The organism is Grimontia marina (assembly GCF_900060185.1).
In the GTDB taxonomy this organism is placed as follows: domain Bacteria; phylum Pseudomonadota; class Gammaproteobacteria; order Enterobacterales; family Vibrionaceae; genus Enterovibrio; species Enterovibrio marinus.
Genome location: NZ_FIZY01000010.1, coordinates 1 through 21,491, shown reverse-complemented (window position 1 = coordinate 21,491; position 21,491 = coordinate 1). Strand labels below are relative to the sequence as shown.

Genomic DNA, 21,491 nt, shown 5'->3' with positions numbered 1-21,491 from the left:
CTCTCTGTTCGGGATAACATTGCGGCTTACATAGCCGCAATGGGTTCTTCGTCGTTTCTCTTATCTGTTGGGTTGGCAATGTCGTTCGCCATCTTGCGCTGTTGCCATTTTGCCATAATGATGGCGGCAACCCCTGCCATCAAACTGATTCCCAGTGTAACCAGTCCCAGCATAAATAGTAGTGAGAAACTCACAACACCCAGAATTGCCATAGGTGCCTCTTGAACAACACGTTTCACCATCTCTTTTGCGCGTTGCCACATTGATGTGTTTTTGTTTTCGTCGCTCATGTGTACCTCCAATCAGGGACGGCATCGCCCCTACAGATAAATTCGATAATGACGTTTTAGGGTCTGTTGACCTTTGGAGCGGGCTTATTTAGAAGCCATCGCATTGATTCGGGTTTCAACGCGTTTGCCGTTTGCATCCAGAAGCTCAACTTCATAAGAAGGCTGGCCACGGTGGTCATCTTGCTCAATGCTCCAGGCTTTACCGCCTACCTGGGTTTCTGCTTGCATCAGCGCTTGTTCCAGTGACAGGTAAGTCCCGTCTTTGATGCCTGACAGCCAGATCGCATCTTCTACGTCGTCGTCATCGTGATGGTCGTCATGGTCGCGACGGGTTTTCGTCAGGATCACTTCTCCCGTCGTCGCGTTCACCACGGTTTTGATTTCTTCACCGGTTTCACTTGCCAGCTCAATCTCGTATACCGCTTGGCCCATTTCTACGTCGCGTTCTGCTTCAAGTACTACGCCGCCGGTAGCGTTCTTGGCAATCTCAACCCCCTGAACCAGACTAACAGCATCTTCATTCAGAGACTTTGGTGCGTCGCCCGCGTTTGCGGTACCTACCGCCATCAAGGCACTCAAACCGAATACAGCGGAAATAGCAGCAGGCTTAAAGATCATTGTCTTTTTCATTGTGTCATCCTCGTTATTGGTATTCGCGGACAAGGACGTTTCCCTGTCGACGTAGATACTTTAAGTGAGAGGGCTTTCGCCAACTTTTCGCGAACTATACATTTTTGTAAGGTTTGGATTGTCCAGATGTCTTAAATGAGCGCAGAATAGAAACTTAGTTGCACTTCATTCAAAATTTACAATGTAAACAAGGAGGTTAGCTCTCTGGTATGGAAACGGTTTCCCTATTACCACTCAGCCTGTCTGATTGCCCGGCATTATTGGATTTCGAACGCCGTAACAAAACCTGGTTTGAGCAATTCATTCCGCCAAGGCCCTCGGGCTATTTCAATCTGGCTGGGCTCACCGATGCCACTCGTGAACTGGTAGAAAACCAAAGCACTGAAACCCATCTGATGTATGTGATTTACGATGGCGACAAAATCGTTGCCAGAGCTAATATTCATACCATTTACGACGACCATGTTGAGATTGGCTATCGCGTCTGTCAGGAATATTTGGGCAAAGGTATCGCCAAGCGCGCATTACTGGCATTGGTGGAAGTGTGTCGTGAGCAACTTGATGTGGGCTATGTAGTGGGAAAAGTGACTTCGGGTAACCAAGCCTCTATCAAAGTGCTTGAGAACGCCGGGTTTGCTTACCAAAGCAAAGCGTTAAACGCGACGTTGATTCAGGGACAGCACCACGATTTGTTGAGCTACCAGTTAATCCTTTAAAACAAACCGCCGGAATTGCGCCGGCGGTTTGTTTTTTAGGTCGTTGGATTACGGACGCAAGGTCGCAAAATCCAGGGCCTTTCCATCTTTGGAAAGCGGGAAGAAGAAGGTCTCACCGCTGCTGTCATCCACACCGTCATTGTCGGTGACAGCGAATGCTTTACCGTCTTTGGTGATCGCAAAGCCTTCAATTTTATCCGTCACGAAACCACCCTGCGCTTTCAGATCTGGAATGAAGTCATAAACCACTTCTTTACTCACCAATGGCAGCTCCCCGCCCAATGCGGCGGGTTTAGCATCAGCCAGTAACACACGGGTCAGTTGCTTCACTTTCGCCGCGTCACCAATTTGGTTATCACGTTCAATGATGTAAAGCGCGCCTTCGTAGACAGTGATTTCAGACAGTCCTACCCAGCCTTTTGAAGCAGGTTCAGTCGGGTAGCGCACCGCTTTCCACTCACCAGATTTGGTGTTGTATTGCACCAGCTTTACGGTGTTTTCTGGGTCATCTTTCCAACTACGTTGAATCGCAATCCAGAGGTTATCGTCTACACGGGTGATGCCTTCTGAACCGTAGCGTTTTTCCACAGCCAGCAATTCAACGGGGAATTCGACAGTTTCTACAATGTTGCCGTTGGCATCAGTGCGATATAGGGCGTGTGGGATCTCTTTGTCAGTGCGCCCTTCAGAAGCCAACCAGAAACCGCCTTTGCCATCTGTAGTAATCCCTTCCAAATCCAGTTTCTTCGCTGGTTTGCCGTCTTTCATCACAGGAATACGCTTTGTGATTTTGGCTGGCGTGTAAGAAGCCTCGACCACAAAAATCGAAGGCTGGGCTTTATAGAAACTGTCGTTCACGGCATACAAGGTGTTTTCTTTGTTTGGATCCGCAACCAGACCTGACAACGCGCCCCAACCAATGGGCTTGCCATCAACCATCACGGATTCAATTTGAGGGTAAGAGGGGTCTTCATTGCCAATCTGATAAAGCATCACATGAGCACGCACGCCGCCATCTTCAATCAGATCTTTCTCGTTGGCCGTTGCGTTGCCAGCAGACCACGCTGTGGAATCGCAACGGCAGATTCAGGTGCTTTACCTGTGTCTCGGTAAACGCCGACGACTGAGCCTCGCTCAGATAAAACGAAAATGTATTGCTGACCATTGAAAGTACCGACTTCCAGACCTTCCGGCTCTGCGCCTTTGTTACCAGAGCGTTTTTCAGGGTAGTGGCCCGCCATCGCGATGCGGTATTCCAGACCCAGACCCGACTCAAACAGCACATCGCCTTGCTTATTGAAGATGGTGAAACCGCGCGAGCCGCCTTCGTAGTCACCTTCATTGGCAATCACAAAGCGCTCGTCATCCAACCATTTCACCGCATCCGGTTCACGCTTACGGTTCTTCTGGGTGCCATCAAAAGTCAGGGCGCGCTCTTCATCCAGGTCGACGTTATCCAAATCAACTGCGCCGGCAGGGAAATGCGCAATCACCTCACCTTTTTTACCATCCACAATCACCAAGTGGTTGTTCTCTTGCAGGGTGACCACGATTTCGCCAAGGCTGTTGATATCCACAAATTCTGGCTCTGGATCTTCCGGCGCGATGTCGGCTAAGCCTGTCATCGCTACTTTTTTCTGAGCCTCACAAGCAAGCTTGCCGTTTCTAACAGGCACCAGCGCAAGGTGACCGGCTGGGAATTGTGGAAGCACACCATCGTTCAGGTCTTCATCACGCTCATTTTCAATCGCCACAGCGACGAAGCTGCCATCTTTTGCCACGGCAACAGAGTCCGGCTGGCCACCAAGTTCGCACTTTTCTATGCGAACACCTGTGGTCAGATTTCGCTGTTCAAGATAGCCAGACGGCTGAGTGTAACTTTCTGAGGTATTCACGCCGGTGACAAAAGTATCACCCAAAACGTCAATCGAGGTTGGCTCACCATTCAGCGAAACAAAGCCTTTCCCTGTTGGTTTTTTCGGGTTGGTGATATCCAGCATCCCCACGCCTTTCAACGGGCTATCGGTGTAAACCAATGTGTTGCCGTCTTCACTGACAGCAATGATTTCCGCTGAGGTTTCGTGACTTTTTTCTACGCCCGGTGGGATGTTGTTTGCCGTCGACACCGCGCTAATACGCTGGAATGAAGATTGCTCTGCGGCATGCAAACCCGCGCTGACTGACAGTGCCAACACAGAAACGAGTAGGTTGCGCTGCTTACGCATGGGGAAACTCCTTTATAAACCTATCACCAAATTCTGGGACGCTACCTTTACGACTTTAGGTTTCACTTCAATGACGCTCGCATGGCAGTTAGGTGATAGAGGTGAAATTTCGTTCAATACCCGCATTTCCATGTGTGGTAACTTCCACATCACTGCATGAGTGAGACGCACTCCTCGCATCGTCCTAGGGTGACTTTGCCCCTCTGACGATTCGTGGGAGGTTGATAAACAGACAAATTAGGGAGAATGGAATGCACCTTGCCGAGCTAAATATCTCGATTGCCAAAGCCAACATTGACGACCCACTTTTGAAGGACTTTGTCGATAACATTCCTTCCGTTAATGCGACTGCGGAATCGTCTCGTGGGTATGTGTGGCGCTTCAAAGACTCCTACAGTAAGGTGCTCAGCTACCGCCTGTTTGGTAACCCTAATACCCTGATTAACCTCTCTGTTTGGGAGTCCGCCGATGCACTCAAACAGTTTATATTCAAAACCCATCATTCGGACATCATGAAGCGCCGCAATGAATGGTTTGAAAAACCAAGCTCACACAACTTTGTGATGTGGTGGATTCCTGAAGGGCACATCCCTTCTCTGGAAGAAGCAAAAGATAGGCTGGAACATTTACGCGAACACGGTGAGTCAGAATACGCCTTCACTTTTCGGCAATCCTTCGAACCTTCAGATTCAGGTGCAACAAAGGAAACAACTCAAAGCCGAATGTAACCCACTTCACCGCATGGCATTTTGTTTCCGTTTTAAGAAGGTTTGTTTGCAGGAAGTGGCTTTTGATCTCAAAGCGCTTACCCGCCTTGATTTAGGATGGTGCCAACCATCTTGAATGGGTGCGCGGCCGGACATGGTCGCGTTCCTAACGACCTTGGAGTGCGCCAATGAACCAACACGGTAAACTGAACTACGTTGAATTTCCCGCCCGCGACCTGTTAGCCACCAAATCCTTTTTCTCTGAAGCCTTTGGCTGGACCTTCACTGATTACGGTCCTGATTACACCGTCTTTTCTGACCAAGGCTTAGATGGCGGATTCTTCCGCGCGGAGATGTGCTCAGAGACTTCAAACGGCGGCGCACTTTTGGTGTTTTACAGCGAGTCGTTGGAGCAGACAGAAATCAATGTAAAGCAAACTGGCGGCAAGATCGTAAAGCCGATTTTCGAATTCCCGGGTGGCAGGCGTTTTCATTTTACTGAGCCAAGCGGCAACGAGTTTGCCGTCTGGTCAGATAAATAACGGTTGGAGAAACCAAACGGAAAATGCCAGCCACCCAAGTCAACAGACGAGCGTGGCTGGCATTTTTTTGCGGTGTACATACCCAAACGACCTGAAGATGCGCGCATTCAGAGGTCATCAATGCGTTCAATTCGAGGCAAATTTCACGAGGAATAGTCGTTCTATTTCCGTGGGATTTAACGAAGAAGTGGGCGCATTGAGGGCCTCCCTTCGGGCGAGTTGACTGACGCCGTGCTCTTTGTTGTTCCTTTTTGATGGAGATGACTACACCTGCAAAGGAACGCCGTGATCACAACGCCAGTCAATCTCGCTGAATCCTGTATCTTCAGGTTGTTTGGGTATGGTGGCTTTAATCAACTAAAGCGACAGCTTCGCGGATAAGCTTACCAAGTCCATCCCAATCGCCCTCTTTCATCAGCGACCCTGGTACCATCCAGGTCCCACCGCAACAAACCACGCGTTCGATACTTAGGTAATCTTTGACGTTTTTTGGGCTGATCCCACCTGTTGGCATCATCTGAATATCACGGTAAGGCGCTAACAGCGCTTTCACCATCGCAATACCCCCTGAGGCTTCGGCAGGGAAAAACTTCACAAAGTTCATTCCCAGCTCCAGTGCCTGTTCGATTTGGCTTGGGTTGTTGACCCCTGACACCATAGGAAGACCAATCTCCTGACAGTGTTTCACCGTGTTCGGGTTTAAGCCCGGTGCGACGGCAAACAAGGCCCCCGCAGCCAGTGCATCATCCGCCTGTTTTCTGGTAAGCACAGTGCCTGCGCCCACCAGCAAATCTGGCTGGCTTTCACGCATTATTTTAATGGCTTCGGCTGCAGCATCAGTGCGGAAGGTGACTTCTGCTACCGGAAGGCCATTTTCTACCAGCGCTTTTGCTAAAGGCTCAGCATGTTTGATGTCATCAATTTGAATAACCGGTACGACTTTATATTTCGCCAGTTCATTAAAGATTGTTGTGCTCAAAGGTGGGCTCCTGAAAATGTCCTGTTTATGTTCTTTCGAATACTGATGTATCTGGCATGGCGGATTTTTCGATCACCGCACCGGGATACTGAATCACTATAGAGGCTAATTTGTGTGCCAGCGCGGCCCGCGTCGGGATTGGCCATTGCTTGATATATCCTGCCAGGTAGCCAGCAGCAAATGAGTCTCCCGCCGCGCAGGTATCAACCACACGCACGACGCTTTCACCCGCAATGGAAAATTGCTGGGGTGCTGTTCTCTGCAAATCCGTCACGACTGAGCAGGGCTCAGCGCCACGCTTGATCACCACTTCTTGACAACCAAAAGCTTGGCAGCGGGTTGCTATATCTCGATCCCCCCAAACCGCTTCGTCATCATCTTCAGTGATCAGCGCCAGATCGGTTACGCGCAAGCACTCGCCATACCAGTCCTGAACGTCTCCGCCTTGCCAAAGCCGGGGACGATAGTTGTTATCAAACACTATGGTTGTACCATGACGCCGGGCTTCGCGGATGAGTGACAGAAGTTTATTTCGACCTTCAATGGGTAGAATAGCAACGCTGATACCGCTGAAGTACAGCAGATCCAACCCTTCACCTTTGATGATTTTCTCAAGCGGAGAAATATCATCAAAATAGCGTTTAGCAGCACTGTCACTGCGCCAATAGTGAAACGTACGTTCACCCTGAGGGTCGGTTTCCACCAGATATAATCCCGGCATTTTTCCAGGTATACGTGAAACCAGCCCTGTCACGATACCTTCACTCTGCCAGTTTTCTAGCATCTCATCGCTAATGGCGTCGTCACCGAGTGCAGTGGCGAAGCTGACTGTCACTTCATCCTTTGATAACAAGCGGCTTAGGTAGAGCGCAGTATTCAGTGTATCGCCGCCGTAGGATCGCGAAAGAGGCGCTCCACTGAGCTCCACCATACATTCACCCACCAGTGCAACGTGATAACTTTGCTTATTCATTTCCATTGACTCGGTACAGTATCAGGTCAAGCGCGATCTGCTCGGTAGCAGGTTACGTCGACTTCAACTTTCACATCCACAACAAGATCACATACCATGCAGATACGAGCTGGTGGATGATCACCAAAGAACTCTTTGAAGACTTTATTGAAAGACTGGAAATAGCGCGAGTCTGTCAGTACCACTTTCACGTGCACCACATCAGCCAGTGTGTAACCCGCCTCTTCCATGATGTCGACACAGTTCTGAATGGCCAAGCGGGATTGGTCAACAATACCGCCTTCCACCACTTCACCATCAATCATCGGGGTTTGACCGGACACATAAAGAAAACCACCCGCTTCAGTCGCGCGGGAAAAAGGCAGGTGTTGCCCCCCCGTACCCGTGCCGCCTTCTGCGCCATATCTTTTAATTGTCATGAATTTATCTCCATTATTTGGTTGCTAACGGGTTCGGTAAATTTGCGCCGCAGAAAACGGCCATGTCGTCCCTGAACCCCTTTTGATAGTTGGTAACTGATTTTTCCGTTGACCCAGACAGTCTGAATGCCTTTTGCGACCTGCTTAGGCTGATGAAAACTGGCGCTATCACTGATTTCATCTGGGTTGAACAACACGAGATCAGCGAAGTAACCCACTTTTATTTCGCCACGTTTAGTGAGGTTAAAGCGCCCTGCCGACAAGCCTGTCATTTTGTGAATAGCCGTAGTGAGCGGAAAGAGGTTTCTCTCTCGGCAGTAGTAACCCAGTACCCGTGGAAAGGCGCCCCATAATCGGGGATGTGGATGAGGGTCATTCGGTAACCCGTCCGAGCCAATCATGGTGAGCGGATACTGAAGAACGCGCTCCACATCCTGAGCATCCATGTTGTGGTATACCGCGCCCGCAGGCTGAAGTTTCTTCGCAGTCTCCAGAAGGCTCAGATTCAGGTCACTTGCGATAGTGGAGAGCATTTGTCCAGCCAATTCGGGATGAGGATCAGACCAGGTGATAAAGATGGGATACTCGTCAGTCACCTGATTCAAGTCCAGTGTTGAGGAACTGGCAGAATACGGATAACAATCACAGCCAACTTCCTGCTGTTGACGAACCTGTTCTATTTTCCCCAACACTTCGGTGGTGCGTCCCCAGTTGCCGGCTCCTGCACACTTAAGATGAGAAATCACTACTGGCACTTTGGCCGCCATACCTACACGAAAGGCTTCATCCATTGCCCCCAGAATACCTTCAAACTCAGTGCGCAGATGGGTCGTATAGATAGCATTGACCTGCGTAAGCTCTTGGGTCAGCGCCAGTACTTCGCTTTCTTCACAGCTATTGGCACTGGCGTAGGCAAGCCCGGTACTTAACCCCAACGCTCCTTCATGTAGCGCTTGCCTGAGCGCTTTTCTCATCGCTTCAATTTCGTCCGGTGTGGCAGTACGGTAAAGATCATCCATCACGTTGTTCCGCAACGTGGTATGCCCCACTAACGCTGCCACATTTACGGCAGGTTGAGCGTGACTCACAGCCTCGACATAGCTGGCAAACGTTGGATACTTAAAGTCTTTTTGTTCCCCGAGTAGATTCATCGGATCGGGTGGTGCCGTTTTCAGTACCGCCGGAGAAGCACTGATCCCACAGTTGCCGACAATCGTCGTCGTCACACCCTGGGAGATCTTGGGCACACACTCAGGCATACGGATCACATTGGTGTCATCATGCGTATGCACATCAATAAAGCCAGGGCTGAGTACCAGACCATGAGCATCGAAGACTTTGCCGGTATTGGACGTATCAAGCTGGCCTATCGCTACAATTTCATCACCAGCCAGCGCAACGTCAGCCACAAAAGGCGGCTGGTTCTGGCCATCAATGATCGTTGCACCCTTAATTACGCTTTCATATCTCATAGTGGCCTCAATGTTTGGCCTTAGTCTCCCAAAGGTTGCCTGTCTCCGCCGCCCCGGTAAGAATCTAACGCCAGTTTTAGTCTTCTAAGCTTGTCACGCGAACGTCGTTTGTGGGTAACGGCCAATTGCATGGAAATCACATCCACCAGCGCCAGCATCGCGTAACGGGAAGCCGAAGGTTTATAAATAAAATCCGTTTCCTGAGTCGTAATCGGCAACACCAAGTCGCCTATCTCTGCCAGTGGTGAATCCGCCTGGGTGATAACAATAACCTTGAGGTCGTATTTTTTAGCTAACTGCGCGGCATCCAGAATGCCGGGCGTGTAGCCCGTCGTTGACATGATCACCATGACATCACTGCTGTCTGCCGTGGCTGCTACCATGCGTGTCAGTAAACCATCGTGATAGGCCGTAATGGCGTAACCCAAGCGAAACAGCCTGTGCTGCAACTCCTGGGAAATCATAGTGGAGCCTCCCCCCATGCCGACGCTGATGATCTGTCTGGCTCCGTGCAACCAATCCACCGCCTTCTCGATGTCTTTTTCGTCCAGCAGTTTGCGGTTAGCATCCATCGACTGTTTCACGGACTCATAAATACCCTGAATCCCAGTCTGCTCGACGGGATCGATGATGAACCTTTGACCAACCGCGAGGGACTGAGCCAGCTTCATCTTCAAATCACGCACGTTTTTGCAGCCAACAGCCTTGGCAAAACGAGTAATGGTGGCTTCACTGACCTGGGCTTCTTCAGCCAGTTCGGTGATGCTTGCGCTCGCCGCACCCGCCAGATTATCCATGACGCACTTAGCCACTTTCTTTTCAGCATCTCGCAAAGCGTCAAAGCGCTGTGATATCTGCGAAAGGATGTCTACTTCCATCGTCATTCCGATTACCTCGAGCAATATCGTAGCGATTGGCACGTATCGATAAAGTGATTACACGCACAATAACATCGCATTTGTTTGATAGTTTCCAACACGGATAAAATTATATATCATCAAAACCCCAGGTACCACCATAGCTCAACGGTATGTTAAGAGGATGAGGTCATGTCGGAAATAAAGAAGAATTTTGATAGTTATTATCACACATTAGATACACTCCCCTTTGAAAAAGGGGCGAAAGGCGTTCCATTTAGAACTAATCCTGGGGGAAAATACTCCCTCTTAACCGACATTCCTCTACCCGCCGCTGTGGTTTCCGAAACAGCCATCACGCACAACGCTAACTGGATGCAGCGCTTTGCCAATCAAAGCGAGGTATTGCTCGCCCCTCACGGTAAAACCACCATGTCTCCCCAGCTGTTTAAAGCCCAAATCGCTCAAGGAGCTTGGGGGCTGACACTTGCTACTTCCGCTCAGGCACTGGTCGCCGCGGAAGCGGGAGCCAAACGAATTATCCTGGCTAATCAGATTGTTGGATCAGCAAACATCAACGCAGTGTTAGATATCATCGAGCACTATCGCATTGAGGTGTATCCCTGTATCGACAGCCAATACCTGGCTGAACAGTGGCAGGCGGCAGCAAGATCCAGAAATCTAGAGGTCACGCTGTTGGTGGAGCTGGGCGTTGATGGGGGCCGTTGCGGGTGTCGCACCCACGATCAGGTTCAAACGCTGGCACAATACATCGCCCGCTCTTCCCACCTTCAATTTGCGGGTATTGAGTTTTATGAAGGCGTGATTCATGCAGAACATGAAAGCGATGATGTAGAACCTGCAGTCAGGGAGTTTGTATCTGGGGCGGTGGCACTAGCAGAATCCCTCATTCCGCTTTCTGCGCTTGATAAGCCTATTGTGACTGGCGCAGGGTCGGCATGGTATGACGTGGTGGCAGAAGCATTTACCGGGAAGACAAGGCTGACGACCATTATTCGTCCTGGGTGTTACCTCATCCATGATGATGGGATCTACCTGGAAGCCCAAAACGCCGTCATGGAAAGGGCTCAACGGGACAGCAGTGCAGCCTGTCGTCTAGATGGGGATTTGATTTCCGCACTGACCCTATATGCCCACGTCATTTCAGTACCAGAGAAAGACAAAGCCATTATCGGGCTGGGTAAGCGCGACGTCGCCTTTGATGCCGGTCTGCCTAAAGCAATAAGGCTATATCGGGATGGTCAACTACTGCCTCTCCCTGAACTCACCTCGACAGATATTATGGATCAACACCTCTTCCTTGAAGTCATGCAGAAAGACACGCTGCAAGTTGGGGACATATTGGTATTTTCGACCTCGCATCCTTGTTTGACCTTCGACAAATGGCGATATATTGGCGTGGAAACGGAGCCTGACACGATAACTAAGTGGATAACCACTCACTTCTGATCCGTAACTTGCCCATTCACCAACGGTCAATGGACTCTGCACAATATGCGGAGTCCAATTACGCAGACCCAGTTAGCATCTGGTTGATTATCTCTCCCAATAAATTATCTGCGACAAAACCCATACGAAGATCACATTTTCGCAGGAAACTCCCACGAATTCGGACATGTTATTTTTCTTTGCTGACAACCCGTTGTTTCTCTTCAGCGCTTTAATTTCCAACACTTCGACGATGTTACTTTTCTGGCTGGTAAAACTTCACAAAAGCCTTGTAATAAGAATAAACCCTATAAAAACAAGTAACTAACATCCATTTCCCTTATATCATGTTAGAAAGTATCACACATTGATGTTTTTGCGATACACATCACGGCCAAAAACACATTCCAGCATTAAGGTTTTGTTCACTTAGCAATCAAAAGTGCCTTCTTTCATGAATAAGGATGCATCATGAAAACTCCTGAATCGCTACGTCGAACTATCACAGCCATCAAAGGCGGCTTATACAAAATTAACCAGTTTATGGTCGCCGTTCTCATGATCATACTGATTCTGGATGTCTGGCTCGGCGTGCTGGATCGTTACTGGTTGAAACTCCAGCTTGGGTGGGTAGAAGAGCTAGCGCGTTACATTATGATATGGGCCATTTTGATGGCAGTTCCCTGTTGCACCGCCAACCGCGAGCACATGGGACTGACTTTTATAGCCGGCCGACTGCCAGACAGGTTAAGGCTTATCCTTCAGGTCACCTTGAGCGCGCTAACCGCCTCCTTTTTTGCTTACATCTCCTATCTGGGTATTACCTTTGCGGAAAAAGGCGCGAGCCAGCTTTCAACGGTATTCGGTATGCCCATGGCCTATGCGTATGCTGCTGTTCCCGTCACATTTGGGCTTGCTGCACTTCAAGCACTTCTGGTGTTTTTAGAAGACTTTTTCGCTGCCTTATCAGCCGAATACCAAACTCCATCTCTACCGCAGCAGGAGGATATCTGATGGTCGCTTCACTGTTTTTTTTCCTGATGTTTCTGGGCGCTCCGATTGCCATCGCTCTGGGCGTTGCAGGCCTTGTGGGTATGTATGAGATTGGTGGTTCACATTTCACCTCACTGGCTCCCAGCAAGATTTTCAACGGATTAAATATTTTCCCTTTTCTCGCCATGCCATTTTTTATTCTGGCGGGAGAGATCATGAACCACACCGGCATCACCAGTCGTCTGGTGTTTTTGGCTCAGGCATTGGTAGGGCACTTTAGAGGTGGGTTGGCTCACTCCAACATGTTGGCATCGGTCTTTTTCTCCGGGATAACAGGCTCAGCCACAGCAGACGCTGCCGCCTTCGGCCGCACATTGGTTCCTGCGATGGAAAAGGAAGGCTATACCAAAGATTACGCCTGTGCCGTTACTGCAGCGGGTTCCATCATTGGTCCCACCATTCCACCATCCGGCATTATGGTCGTCTATGGTTCACTGATGGGCGTGTCGATTGGCGGCCTATTTGCAACCGGCATCCTCCCTGGGCTCTTAGTGTGTTTCGTCTGTATGGCGATCATTGCTTCCATGGGCAAGCGAAAAGGCTTACCAAAAAATCAGCAACGCGCCTCACTGAAGCAGGTACTGGTGCTGTTTCGTCAATCGGCCCTAGCTTTGTTGATGCCTGTGATAATTCTGGGTGGCATTGTTTTCGGTATCGTAACGCCAACAGAAGCCGCATCTGTCGCCGTGGCTTATGCGTTAATCATCGGCGCCTTTGTCTATCGCAACCTCTCCTTGAATGCCTTCTACCAAATGATAGTGCGAACCGCCCAAATCTCTGGGGTGATTTACCTCATCATTGGCTCGGCTTCCATTTTGGGGTGGTGGCTGAGCTTCAACCAAATTCCACAGATGATTGCGGATTTCTTCATCTCTCTCTCTGACAACCCAAATATCATTCTGGCACTGATTATCCTGTTGCTGCTGACGGTCGGCATGCTGATGGATATCAATGTCATGCTGGTTATTCTTGCGCCGATTCTGGTTCCACTAACCATGGAAATCGGTCTGGACCCACTTCACGCGGGCATCATTTTTGTCCTCGCGCTCAACGTCTCTTTAATGACACCGCCGATTGGCGCCTGTCTGTTTGTCCTGTCCTCAGTAACAGGGGCAAGGATTGAAGGGATTTCCAAAGAGTTAATGCCGTTTCTCATCGGCCAACTGCTCTTACTGTTCTTTATCGCTTATTCACCCGACGTGGTGCTGTACATACCTAGATTGCTTGGCTACTAGTCCTCGCAACCATTCAATGGGTTTTCGTTTCTACGAATACTCATGGAAGCAAACATAACAATGGAGTGATTATGAAACACATCAACAAATCTCTTGTCGCCGCAGCACTTGCTGCCAGCTTGTTGTCCGCACCATTTGCCATGGCAGAAAAGGTGCTCCGTATCGGTCATGACAACAAAGCCGACATCATGGAAAACCCGGCACACGCATTCACTGGCGTATTCAAAAACATTGTGGAAACCGCGACCAATGGTGAAATAAAAGTGCAGGTATTCCCAAGCAATCAGCTAGGTTCGGCTAAAGAACACATCCAGATGGTGCGTGATGGTCAACTACAAGGCACGTTAGCGCCGGTAGGGCCACTTGCAGGGTACTACCCTCGCATTGGTGTACTTGATGTTCCTTTTGCTTTCAAAAGCAACGCAGCGACGTATGAAGTGTTTGATGGTAAATTCGGCCAAACACTGGCGAGAGATATCGAAGGTGAGCTGAAAGATGTAAAAGTACTCGGCTTCCCAGATACAGGCGGTTTCTTCTCTATCACCAACTCCAAGCGCCCTATTGAATCACAGAAGGATTTTAAAGGGCTACGTATCCGCACAATGACCTTACCAACTCACCAGAAGATCATTCAGTCTTTGGGCGCAGAAGCCTACCCATTGGCTTGGGGTGAAGTGTATTCCTCACTGCAAACTGGCGTGATTGACGGTCAAATGAACCCAATACCGACAGTGTCATTTGCCAAATTCAATGAAGTACAGGGTTACCTGACGCTCACCAACCACCTCTTTGCCCCATACACCTTTATGGTCAACAAAGATTTCTATGACGGACTCACAGCAGAGCAACAGGCCATTGTTTCTGATGCGGTAGAAATTGCCCTGAGCTCAAACCGCGGACTCGCGAGACTGATTGAAGCATCCAATGACCGCGGTTTGGATGGGCTGAAAGCGAAGATGAAAGTGAACGCCCTAAGCGATGGTCAACGTCAGGCTATGCGCAATGCAACCCAACCAGGCCTGATTGAATACATTAAAGAAACCCATGGCGAAAAAGGTACTGAATTACTTGAGCTGTTCCTCGCCGAAGTTGATAAAGCCAACCAGAGCGTCTATCTGCAATAGCAATAGCATTACCACAAAGCAGGCATTTTCACTTCTTCCGATGCCTGCTTTTTTCTTTTCCCAATTTCTACGCCACAAAATCAAACCGCTTTTCGTACAATTTTCATAGACTGGCTGGTAGACTTCGCCACCTTTTCCATCACATTGTGACTACCTATGACTTTTTCATCCTTGAACCTCTCACCCACTTTGCTGGCTGCACTGCCTGAAGCGCTTTCATACCCAACCCTGATTCAGGAAAAAGCTATTCCAGTTACACTGAAAGGCTGCGATGTGATTGCCCTTGCACAAACAGGCAGTGGAAAAACACTGGCATTCGGTCTGCCGATGCTCGACCGCATCAGCCCAGACCAGAAAGACATTCAGTCACTGGTGCTAGTCCCAACACGTGAACTGGCCACTCAGGTCACCAAAGCGATTGATGAAATAGCCACGACGATGGGCATCAGAACCGCGATGCTGTGCGGCGGCGGCGCGCCAGAAAACCAAATCGCCGAGCTGGCAAAAAAGCCACAGCTTGTGGTTGCGACCCCAGGCCGCTTACTCGATTTTATCGACAAAGAAGAAGTATCACTTCACGCTTTAAAACTATGGGCGCTTGATGAAGCCGATCGTTTGTTAGAAATGGGGTTCTGGCCAGATGTTCAGCGCCTGATTAACGTGTTGCCTGCCAAGCGACAGACGCTGCTATTTTCAGCCACCATGCCGCAGGCGCTTGAGTCAGCTGCAATGTCTATGCTTTTTAAGCCTGTGCGAATCGAAGCACACCAGAAAAACAGTGTGGTGGAAGAGATTGAAGAACGCCTTTATCTCGTCAACAAAGGCAGTAAAGCCCAGGCATTGATTTCGCTGATCAAACAACATGGCTGGGAGCAGGTGTTGGTGTTTGTCGGTGAACGCGGCAATGCCGATGCGCTGGCGAAGAAACTCACCAAAGCCGGAATGTCAGTGGCGGCGCTCCATGGCGATAAAGATCAAACGGCACGCGAACAAACTCTGGCCGCTTTTAAAGCCAAGAAAGTGAACGTTCTGGTTTCTACTGACCTACTTTCCCGCGGCATTCATATCGACGCGCTGCCTGTGGTGATCAATGCTGATTTACCACCGAACGCGCCTGTCTATGTTCACCGCGTTGGCCGTACAGCCCGTGCTGGCGAAAATGGTTTGGCGCTCTCTTTGGTTTGTCATGGCGAAACCGATTCGCTGAATGCCATCCGCAAGTTAACGGGAAGACCATTGGAACTGCTTTCACTTGAAGGATTCCCAGTGACTGACAAACCTGCAACAGAAGGCGCCAACAGCGAGCGCAAACGTCCGCCTCGCGACAAGAAAGCCAACCGTCGCAGCACCAGCAAACGCTCCATCAAACAATTCAAACCAAAAACGCGGAGCTAGTTTTGCTTCCAGGTCTATCCCCTAGCAGATAGTTCGGTCTTAAACAGAAAGCACTCACTTAGTCGCATTTTGGTACGCCATCTCACAGAGCACCGATAAGACGGTGCTATAAAAAGCTGTCCGTCCATGCTGGCAAGACGCCAAACGTTGTTTTTGCAAAGCACCTCCGTATTAAATGGAAACTTGATAAAACACATGATAGTTCGCGAATATTCGGAAAACGACTGGTCTCGCCTTTGCGAGATTCATGACTTGGCTCGCCTGGATGAGCTTCGAGGGGCTTCACTTGAAGATGCTTTCATACCACTGGAGATAGCGGCAAAGAATGAAGACCTCTTTGATTATCACCTACTGGTTGCAGAGGATAATGATCAGGTTGTCGGGTTTATTGCACATGGTGATGAAGAGATCGCGTGGTTGTACGTTGATCCAACAGCCTATCGTCGTGGTGTTGGCAAAGCATTGGTCAATGCCGTGATTGGCTCACCTGCACGTACTTTCTCTATTGAAGTGTTAAAAGGGAATATTACTGCGCTAAAGTTCTATCAATCTGTTGGGTTTATTGAAACAGGTATTGCTAGCGGCCGCATGCCAGGTAATGAAAAATTCCATGTCACCGTACATACATTGGATAACGCGAAATCTACCTAAAGTGCAAAACACAAAGCCCGGATAACCGGGCTTTGTTTTGATTAGCAATCAGTCTTGGTATTCAGTCTGATCTTCAGGGCGTAGTTTTAGCTGCACACCCATTAGGAAGTTACGTAGGATCTGATCTTTACACTGGCGATAGTGTTTGTTGTCCGGCTTACGGAAAAACGCACTCAGCTCATGTTTGCTCAAGCGGAAGTTCGCCAGTTCGAGGATCTCCAGAATATCTTCCGCTTTCAGGTTCAACGCGATACGCAGTTTCTGAAACACCATGTTGTTGCTAAGATGGGCATCAGGCTGAGGTTGTTCGCCGTCACGTTTACCGCGTTTCAGGTTGATCAAACCGTTCAGAAAAGAAGAAAGCTCGATGCTGTTCATTTTCACGAATGCCTCGTCTTCATCTCTTTTCATCCAAGCCGCTACTTGTTCAAGCGTCACGGTCACATCAGCCAAAGCGAAAATCTCAACGACTTCTTTGTCTTTAAAGTCGAAGGTATAGCGAATACGGCGCAAGATATCATTATTGGTCAAAGCAGATCCTAGTCTTAGGTAGTCCGGCGTAATCAACACGATTTACCGGAGAGGCGGGGGAGTCTATCAGAATTCCAGGCTTGCACCTAAGAGAATCATCCCGCATACAAACACTGCTTTACAGGCAAAAAAAGAGAGCCCAAGTGACCTTGGGCTCTCGTTCTTTTGAATACGTGTCTTGCGACGTTTGATAGCTTAGATGTAGTAAGCTTCAACCGTGCCTTTCAGCGTGATCAGCAATGGCTGGCCACGACGATCCAGTGCTTTAGGTGAAGGAATTTTGATCCAACCTTCGCTGATGCAGTACTCCTCAACATCCGTACGCTCTTTACCGTTGAAGCGAATGCCGATGTCGTGCTGGAAGCATTCTTCGACAAAGTGTGGGCTGCGTGGGTTACCAGAAAGATGGTCTGGCAGCGCTGGCTTTGAAGTTGTGTCGTTCATTGTATTGACCTGATGTCATTTGAAAGTGCGCCATTGTAGAACATAGCTAACTCAGCGCTCAAGCAACACATCAGTTAGCTTTTATCTGATTCGCTAAAAGCATTGAGGCAAACGCGCGTAAACGAATGTATGCCTAGGGTCTGTTGACCTTTGGTGGTTAAATTTTGTTCTCGCTCTAAGCGTTTGTGGGGAATTTCTGCTGCGTTATCAGCTTCTCATGTGGGCTAGCTACACATCGAAGCCTCTGCCTTGCATAAACTCCCCACAAACTGCTGCAAAAATCATCACCAAAGATCAACAGCCCTTAGCAACAAACGACGCCTTTTTCACTTAAATTGTTCAGCAAACTGCTCCAAAGAAAACGTGATTTCATGCTCTGTCAGTGCGCCAAACCCAAATCGTAAATGCGTGGGGTATGTTGCATCAACATCTGAAAAGAGTTTACTGCCTGGCAAAACGGGGAAATTTGATGAAAAGCCTCCCGACTTACCGTCACCAACGGTTTTGGGCAGTTGGGAAATGTCTATCCAAAGTGCCAATCCACCCGGCGGTACCCGATACAAAACGTTATCGCCGAAAATACGTTTCAATTCATTCGCAGCATGATCACGTCGAGCTTGATATAACCTACGGACTTTACGTATATGCTTTTTCACATCACCAGACTGCATTAGATCGGCGACTGCCAGTTCAGTTACCGTGCTGCCCTGCCTATCAATAAGGGTAATCTCTTCAGCAACACGATGGATGAATGTTGGGGAAGACACCATGTAACCAAGCCTTAGTCCTGGGGCAAACACTTTAGATAACGACCCGATATGGATAACGTTTTCGCTATTGGGAAGACTGGCTAGCGGTGGAATGGGGCGACTCTCATAGTGAAACTCATGATCATAATCGTCTTCCAATACGGCAAATCCATGCAGCTTAGACAACTGAAGGAGCTTAAGGCGCCTGTCCATTGATAGACTGACTGTCGTCGGGTACTGATGATGTGGTGTGGTATAGACAGCCCCGACTGGATAACGCGATAAAATCTTTTCCAGGTGTTCGACATCAAGACCACGTTCATCTTGTTGACATCTAACAACGTCAAATCCGTTTGATTCAAATGCTGCCACTGCCGGTGAGTAAGAAAGGGACTCAACCACCAATACACCTTTTGCAGGATCCAGTACCTTGGATGAGAGATAAATTGCCATTTGGCTGCCACGAACAACACATATCTGGTCTGTCGTGACATTCATAAATCTATCCATATTGAGCATACGCTGGAGCGATTGGCGTAACGCGTCAGTCCCCCTTGGATCGCCATAGCCCAAATAGGACTGCCGGCTCGTTTGAACAATCGCTCGGCGAAAAGCACGCGACAGCAGTTCAAAGGGTATCAGTCTAGTATCAGGCACTCCATCATTGATAGACGCAGAACCCATAACATGATGGGATGAAAGCAGCTTCGCTTCAAAAGAATCCCCCGTAGGAAAAGACCCTTGCGCGCGACTGACTAACTCTTGGTTCTCACAGGACAAGGACAACTCGGGCAACATGTCAGCCACATAGGTTCCACGACGTGGTTTGGAGATCAACCAACCTTGTGACTCCAACTCTTCATAGACTTGTTGAACAGTTTTGCGGTTAACCCCCAATTGCAGTGCTAACGTCCTAGAGCCGGGCATCATGTGGCCAGACGCTAGACGCCCCGAACGAATATCTTCCGAGATCTGATTACTCAGGCTTGTATGAATAGACTCCCCACCTTTGCGCATGAGCCAAATCTTCGTCTGCCAAGGACGTAACAAACACACCTCCATCTGGACCAGTAAAGAAAGAGAAACTGGCTGTTAATCAGGGTCCAGAGAACCACTATTGTGAGAGTGAAATTTGGGAGATGCAATAGTCATAGGAGGAAAGATCATGAGGACCGATGCATTCAGTAAACAAGCCTTAATGGAAATGGCAAAGACCAACATGAAGGCACATATTCCTGATCTCGATTTAACTGATCGGCAGAAGCTCGCATTAACTTGTCGGATTTTATTCACAAAAGGCCATGACTCAGGACTGGCAGGACAAATCACCTGCCGCTCAGATAAACCCGATACCTTTATTACCCAAAGATTTGGCTTAGGGTTTGATGAGATCACCGCAGATAATCTTCTCGAAGTGGACCAAGATCTGGAACCACTCGACCAAAAAGGGATGGCAAACCCGGCTAATCGCTTTCATACCTGGGTGTACAAAGAACACCCAGAAGTCAATTGCATCATACACACGCACCCTACGCATGTGGCAGCACTCTCTATGCTCAAGATCCCTCTGACTGTGTCTCATATGGATACATGTGGTCTCTACAATGACTGCGCCTTCCTTGCAGACTGGCCAGGTGTCCCTGTTGGCAACGAAGAAGGGGTTCTCATTTCAAATGCACTTGGAAACAACCGGGCTATTTTGCTGGCTCACCATGGTCAGTTAGTTACGGGAAAAACCATAGAAGAGGCATGTAACCTCGCCATTTTGATTGAGCGCGCTGCAAAACTGCAATTACTCGCCATGGCAGCAGGGCAGATACAACAAATACAGCCCGCACTGGCCAATGAAGCCCACGACTGGGTATCCACCGACAAACGAAACAAAGTGAATTTTGCTTACTACGTGCGACAAGTACTTAAGACACATCCCGACTGTATTTAAGCCCAACAGAGGACAACAACGTGAAACTATCCGGTATTATTTCTTACCCAATTACACCGTTCAGCGCGGATGAGCGGAGCATCAATTTTGACGTGCTTGGTGAAACACTGGAGCTTCTTCTCCAAAATGGAAGCGATGCCATCGCACCATTAGGCAGTACTGGAGAAAGTGCGTACCTAAGCCTAGAGGAATGGCGACAAGTCGCTGACTTCACAGTTAAAAAAGTCGCTGGAAGAGTCCCCGTCATTGTTGGTATTTCTGAGTTAACCACCCTGCAAGCCATCAGCAAAGCAAGATATGCCCAGTCTATTGGCGCAGATGCTGTGATGATTATCCCTGTCTCATACTGGAAGCTGACTGACCAAGAAATATTTAATTATTACAAAGAGATATCTGACGCTATCACCTTACCTATCATGGTATACAATAATCCAGCAACCAGCGGTATTGATATGTCACCTGAGTTGCTCGTTAATATGTTCCATGAGATAGACAATGTCACCATGGTGAAAGAGAGTAGCGGGGACATTCAGCGGATGCACAAGTTGTTTACGCTGAGTTCTGGCAAGCTTCCGTTCTTTAATGGCAGCAATCCTCTTGCCCTTGAAGCCCTTTGTGCGGGTGCATCGGGCTGGTGTACTGCCGCACCAAACCTTATTGGCCAAGAGCCCCAAGCGCTTTACCAGAGTGTTGCCGCCGGCAAGCTTGATGAAGCAAGAGAGATATTTTACCGACAACTCCCCATGTTGCGTTTTATTGTTGCTGGTGGCATACCCAAAGCCATTAAAGCAGGGTTGGCACTAAAAGGCATTGCTGCAGGTTTACCCCGCCGCCCTCTGAGAGGCGCGACAGTCTCAGAAACAAAGTTTCTGAAGTCTCTCATGGAAACTCACAGTTAATCTGAAAAAAGACGCCGTTCGAACAAGAACATTAGGCCTCTGGCTAAGAGGCCTATTTATTGCGCTTGTAGATTAATGTACGCTAAATAGCTGTTCCTAATAGTAGATCTCAAAGGTAAGAGAAACTCAGTCCAGTTTGCGCGATCTGATCTATCGCCAAACAGAGAAAACCCACAAAAAGGACTGAGTAATGGCCATCATAGCACCGA

22 protein-coding genes and 1 pseudogene are annotated in these 21,491 nt (G+C 48.9%); 12 read left to right on the top strand and 11 right to left on the bottom strand.

The window, feature by feature from the left end; translation table 11 throughout:
* Window positions 1-26: 26 nt before the first annotated feature.
* Both GMA8713_RS07145 and GMA8713_RS07140 read right to left on the bottom strand, forming a co-directional pair.
* Window positions 27-290 (bottom strand): hypothetical protein, encoded by a 264-nt coding sequence (locus tag GMA8713_RS07145; protein WP_002536654.1) that lies wholly within the window; start codon window positions 288-290, stop codon window positions 27-29.
* A gap of 84 nt (window positions 291-374) precedes the next feature.
* On the bottom strand, window positions 375-920 hold the full coding sequence (locus GMA8713_RS07140; RefSeq protein ID WP_062707214.1) for a PepSY domain-containing protein: 546 nt from the start codon (window positions 918-920) through the stop codon (window positions 375-377).
* A gap of 209 nt (window positions 921-1,129) precedes the next feature.
* Between GMA8713_RS07140 and GMA8713_RS07135 the strand changes: the two genes are divergently transcribed.
* Complete coding sequence (locus tag GMA8713_RS07135; RefSeq protein WP_062707212.1) at window positions 1,130-1,636, top strand: GNAT family N-acetyltransferase; 507 nt, start codon at window positions 1,130-1,132, stop codon at window positions 1,634-1,636.
* A 48-nt stretch (window positions 1,637-1,684) separates the two neighbouring features.
* Here GMA8713_RS07135 and GMA8713_RS07130 read toward each other — a convergent pair.
* A pseudogene (locus tag GMA8713_RS07130) lies at window positions 1,685-3,861 on the bottom strand (esterase-like activity of phytase family protein).
* On the opposite strand from GMA8713_RS07130, the gene GMA8713_RS27270 reads away from it, so the two are divergent.
* The 3 genes from GMA8713_RS27270 to GMA8713_RS07120 all read left to right on the top strand — a co-directional run bounded on the left by GMA8713_RS27270 (window position 3,860) and on the right by GMA8713_RS07120 (window position 5,110).
* Window positions 3,860-4,021, top strand: coding sequence for a hypothetical protein (locus GMA8713_RS27270; protein ID WP_157515518.1), 162 nt, complete (start codon window positions 3,860-3,862; stop codon window positions 4,019-4,021). The pseudogene GMA8713_RS07130 and the gene GMA8713_RS27270 sit on opposite strands and share 2 nt — an antisense overlap.
* Window positions 4,022-4,112: 91 nt before the next feature.
* The gene (locus tag GMA8713_RS07125; protein ID WP_062707210.1) at window positions 4,113-4,589 is read left to right on the top strand and encodes a DUF3291 domain-containing protein; all 477 of its coding nucleotides are present in this window, start codon (window positions 4,113-4,115) and stop codon (window positions 4,587-4,589) included.
* Window positions 4,590-4,756: 167 nt separating this feature from the next.
* Window positions 4,757-5,110 carry a VOC family protein gene (locus GMA8713_RS07120; protein ID WP_062707208.1) on the top strand — a complete coding sequence of 118 codons (354 nt, stop codon included), beginning with the start codon at window positions 4,757-4,759 and terminating at the stop codon, window positions 5,108-5,110.
* Window positions 5,111-5,459: 349 nt separating this feature from the next.
* On the opposite strand, the gene GMA8713_RS07115 is transcribed toward GMA8713_RS07120, so the two are convergent.
* The 5 genes from GMA8713_RS07115 to GMA8713_RS07095 are packed head-to-tail and all read right to left on the bottom strand — an operon-like array spanning window position 5,460 to window position 9,837.
* Window positions 5,460-6,089 (bottom strand): bifunctional 4-hydroxy-2-oxoglutarate aldolase/2-dehydro-3-deoxy-phosphogluconate aldolase, encoded by a 630-nt coding sequence (locus GMA8713_RS07115; RefSeq protein WP_062707206.1) that lies wholly within the window; start codon window positions 6,087-6,089, stop codon window positions 5,460-5,462.
* Between the two features lie 25 nt (window positions 6,090-6,114).
* Complete coding sequence (locus tag GMA8713_RS07110) at window positions 6,115-7,068, bottom strand: sugar kinase (protein WP_084387671.1); 954 nt, start codon at window positions 7,066-7,068, stop codon at window positions 6,115-6,117.
* 20 nt (window positions 7,069-7,088) lie between these two features.
* Entirely contained in the window at window positions 7,089-7,481 is a 393-nt protein-coding gene (locus GMA8713_RS07105) for a RidA family protein (protein WP_062707202.1), read from the bottom strand.
* Window positions 7,478-8,953 (bottom strand): N-acyl-D-amino-acid deacylase family protein, encoded by a 1,476-nt coding sequence (locus tag GMA8713_RS07100; RefSeq protein WP_062707200.1) that lies wholly within the window; start codon window positions 8,951-8,953, stop codon window positions 7,478-7,480. Before GMA8713_RS07100 ends, GMA8713_RS07105 begins: the two co-directional genes overlap by 4 nt.
* Window positions 8,954-8,973: 20 nt before the next feature.
* Window positions 8,974-9,837, bottom strand: a complete 864-nt coding sequence (locus GMA8713_RS07095) for a MurR/RpiR family transcriptional regulator (RefSeq protein ID WP_062707198.1) — start codon at window positions 9,835-9,837, stop codon at window positions 8,974-8,976.
* Between the two features lie 165 nt (window positions 9,838-10,002).
* Here GMA8713_RS07095 and GMA8713_RS07090 point away from each other — a divergent pair, with 165 nt between their 5' ends.
* The 6 genes from GMA8713_RS07090 to GMA8713_RS07065 all read left to right on the top strand — a co-directional run bounded on the left by GMA8713_RS07090 (window position 10,003) and on the right by GMA8713_RS07065 (window position 16,717).
* Window positions 10,003-11,280 (top strand): alanine racemase, encoded by a 1,278-nt coding sequence (locus GMA8713_RS07090; RefSeq protein WP_062707196.1) that lies wholly within the window; start codon window positions 10,003-10,005, stop codon window positions 11,278-11,280.
* Window positions 11,281-11,730: 450 nt separating this feature from the next.
* Window positions 11,731-12,273: a TRAP transporter small permease gene (locus GMA8713_RS07085; RefSeq protein WP_062707194.1), complete on the top strand. Its 543-nt coding sequence runs from the start codon at window positions 11,731-11,733 to the stop codon at window positions 12,271-12,273.
* The gene (locus tag GMA8713_RS07080; protein ID WP_062707192.1) at window positions 12,273-13,547 is read left to right on the top strand and encodes a TRAP transporter large permease; all 1,275 of its coding nucleotides are present in this window, start codon (window positions 12,273-12,275) and stop codon (window positions 13,545-13,547) included. Before GMA8713_RS07085 ends, GMA8713_RS07080 begins: the two co-directional genes overlap by 1 nt.
* A gap of 71 nt (window positions 13,548-13,618) precedes the next feature.
* Entirely contained in the window at window positions 13,619-14,671 is a 1,053-nt protein-coding gene (locus GMA8713_RS07075) for a TRAP transporter substrate-binding protein (RefSeq protein ID WP_062707190.1), read from the top strand.
* Between the two features lie 156 nt (window positions 14,672-14,827).
* Entirely contained in the window at window positions 14,828-16,066 is a 1,239-nt protein-coding gene (locus GMA8713_RS07070) for a DEAD/DEAH box helicase (RefSeq protein WP_062707188.1), read from the top strand.
* 195 nt (window positions 16,067-16,261) lie between these two features.
* Complete coding sequence (locus GMA8713_RS07065; RefSeq protein ID WP_062707184.1) at window positions 16,262-16,717, top strand: GNAT family N-acetyltransferase; 456 nt, start codon at window positions 16,262-16,264, stop codon at window positions 16,715-16,717.
* Window positions 16,718-16,765: 48 nt separating this feature from the next.
* On the opposite strand, the gene GMA8713_RS07060 is transcribed toward GMA8713_RS07065, so the two are convergent.
* The 3 genes from GMA8713_RS07060 to pdxR all read right to left on the bottom strand — a co-directional run bounded on the left by GMA8713_RS07060 (window position 16,766) and on the right by pdxR (window position 19,491).
* On the bottom strand, window positions 16,766-17,248 hold the full coding sequence (locus GMA8713_RS07060) for a YehS family protein (protein ID WP_062707182.1): 483 nt from the start codon (window positions 17,246-17,248) through the stop codon (window positions 16,766-16,768).
* Between the two features lie 195 nt (window positions 17,249-17,443).
* Window positions 17,444-17,692: a DUF3297 family protein gene (locus GMA8713_RS07055; protein WP_002536576.1), complete on the bottom strand. Its 249-nt coding sequence runs from the start codon at window positions 17,690-17,692 to the stop codon at window positions 17,444-17,446.
* Window positions 17,693-18,018: 326 nt separating this feature from the next.
* Window positions 18,019-19,491, bottom strand: coding sequence for a MocR-like pyridoxine biosynthesis transcription factor PdxR (gene pdxR / locus GMA8713_RS07050; RefSeq protein WP_062707180.1), 1,473 nt, complete (start codon window positions 19,489-19,491; stop codon window positions 18,019-18,021).
* 115 nt (window positions 19,492-19,606) lie between these two features.
* On the opposite strand from pdxR, the gene GMA8713_RS07045 reads away from it, so the two are divergent.
* The gene (locus GMA8713_RS07045; protein ID WP_062707178.1) at window positions 19,607-20,383 is read left to right on the top strand and encodes an aldolase; all 777 of its coding nucleotides are present in this window, start codon (window positions 19,607-19,609) and stop codon (window positions 20,381-20,383) included.
* 20 nt (window positions 20,384-20,403) lie between these two features.
* The gene (locus tag GMA8713_RS07040; RefSeq protein WP_062707177.1) at window positions 20,404-21,282 is read left to right on the top strand and encodes a dihydrodipicolinate synthase family protein; all 879 of its coding nucleotides are present in this window, start codon (window positions 20,404-20,406) and stop codon (window positions 21,280-21,282) included.
* Window positions 21,283-21,491 lie beyond the last annotated feature (209 nt).

Bases quoted from the DNA above. Each gene is read 5' to 3' on its own strand.
- GMA8713_RS07145 (WP_002536654.1), bottom strand. From the start codon at position 290: ATGAGCGACGAAAACAAAAACACATCAATGTGGCAACGCGCAAAAGAG.
- GMA8713_RS07140 (WP_062707214.1), bottom strand. From the start codon at position 920: ATGAAAAAGACAATGATCTTTAAGCCTGCTGCTATTTCCGCTGTATTC.
- GMA8713_RS07135 (WP_062707212.1), top strand. From the start codon at position 1,130: ATGGAAACGGTTTCCCTATTACCACTCAGCCTGTCTGATTGCCCGGCA.
- GMA8713_RS27270 (WP_157515518.1), top strand. From the start codon at position 3,860: ATGGGGAAACTCCTTTATAAACCTATCACCAAATTCTGGGACGCTACC.
- GMA8713_RS07125 (WP_062707210.1), top strand. From the start codon at position 4,113: ATGCACCTTGCCGAGCTAAATATCTCGATTGCCAAAGCCAACATTGAC.
- GMA8713_RS07120 (WP_062707208.1), top strand. From the start codon at position 4,757: ATGAACCAACACGGTAAACTGAACTACGTTGAATTTCCCGCCCGCGAC.
- GMA8713_RS07110 (WP_084387671.1), bottom strand. From the start codon at position 7,068: ATGGAAATGAATAAGCAAAGTTATCACGTTGCACTGGTGGGTGAATGT.
- GMA8713_RS07105 (WP_062707202.1), bottom strand. From the start codon at position 7,481: ATGACAATTAAAAGATATGGCGCAGAAGGCGGCACGGGTACGGGGGGG.
- GMA8713_RS07100 (WP_062707200.1), bottom strand. From the start codon at position 8,953: ATGAGATATGAAAGCGTAATTAAGGGTGCAACGATCATTGATGGCCAG.
- GMA8713_RS07095 (WP_062707198.1), bottom strand. From the start codon at position 9,837: ATGACGATGGAAGTAGACATCCTTTCGCAGATATCACAGCGCTTTGAC.
- GMA8713_RS07090 (WP_062707196.1), top strand. From the start codon at position 10,003: ATGTCGGAAATAAAGAAGAATTTTGATAGTTATTATCACACATTAGAT.
- GMA8713_RS07085 (WP_062707194.1), top strand. From the start codon at position 11,731: ATGAAAACTCCTGAATCGCTACGTCGAACTATCACAGCCATCAAAGGC.
- GMA8713_RS07080 (WP_062707192.1), top strand. From the start codon at position 12,273: ATGGTCGCTTCACTGTTTTTTTTCCTGATGTTTCTGGGCGCTCCGATT.
- GMA8713_RS07075 (WP_062707190.1), top strand. From the start codon at position 13,619: ATGAAACACATCAACAAATCTCTTGTCGCCGCAGCACTTGCTGCCAGC.
- GMA8713_RS07070 (WP_062707188.1), top strand. From the start codon at position 14,828: ATGACTTTTTCATCCTTGAACCTCTCACCCACTTTGCTGGCTGCACTG.
- GMA8713_RS07065 (WP_062707184.1), top strand. From the start codon at position 16,262: ATGATAGTTCGCGAATATTCGGAAAACGACTGGTCTCGCCTTTGCGAG.
- GMA8713_RS07055 (WP_002536576.1), bottom strand. From the start codon at position 17,692: ATGAACGACACAACTTCAAAGCCAGCGCTGCCAGACCATCTTTCTGGT.
- GMA8713_RS07045 (WP_062707178.1), top strand. From the start codon at position 19,607: ATGAGGACCGATGCATTCAGTAAACAAGCCTTAATGGAAATGGCAAAG.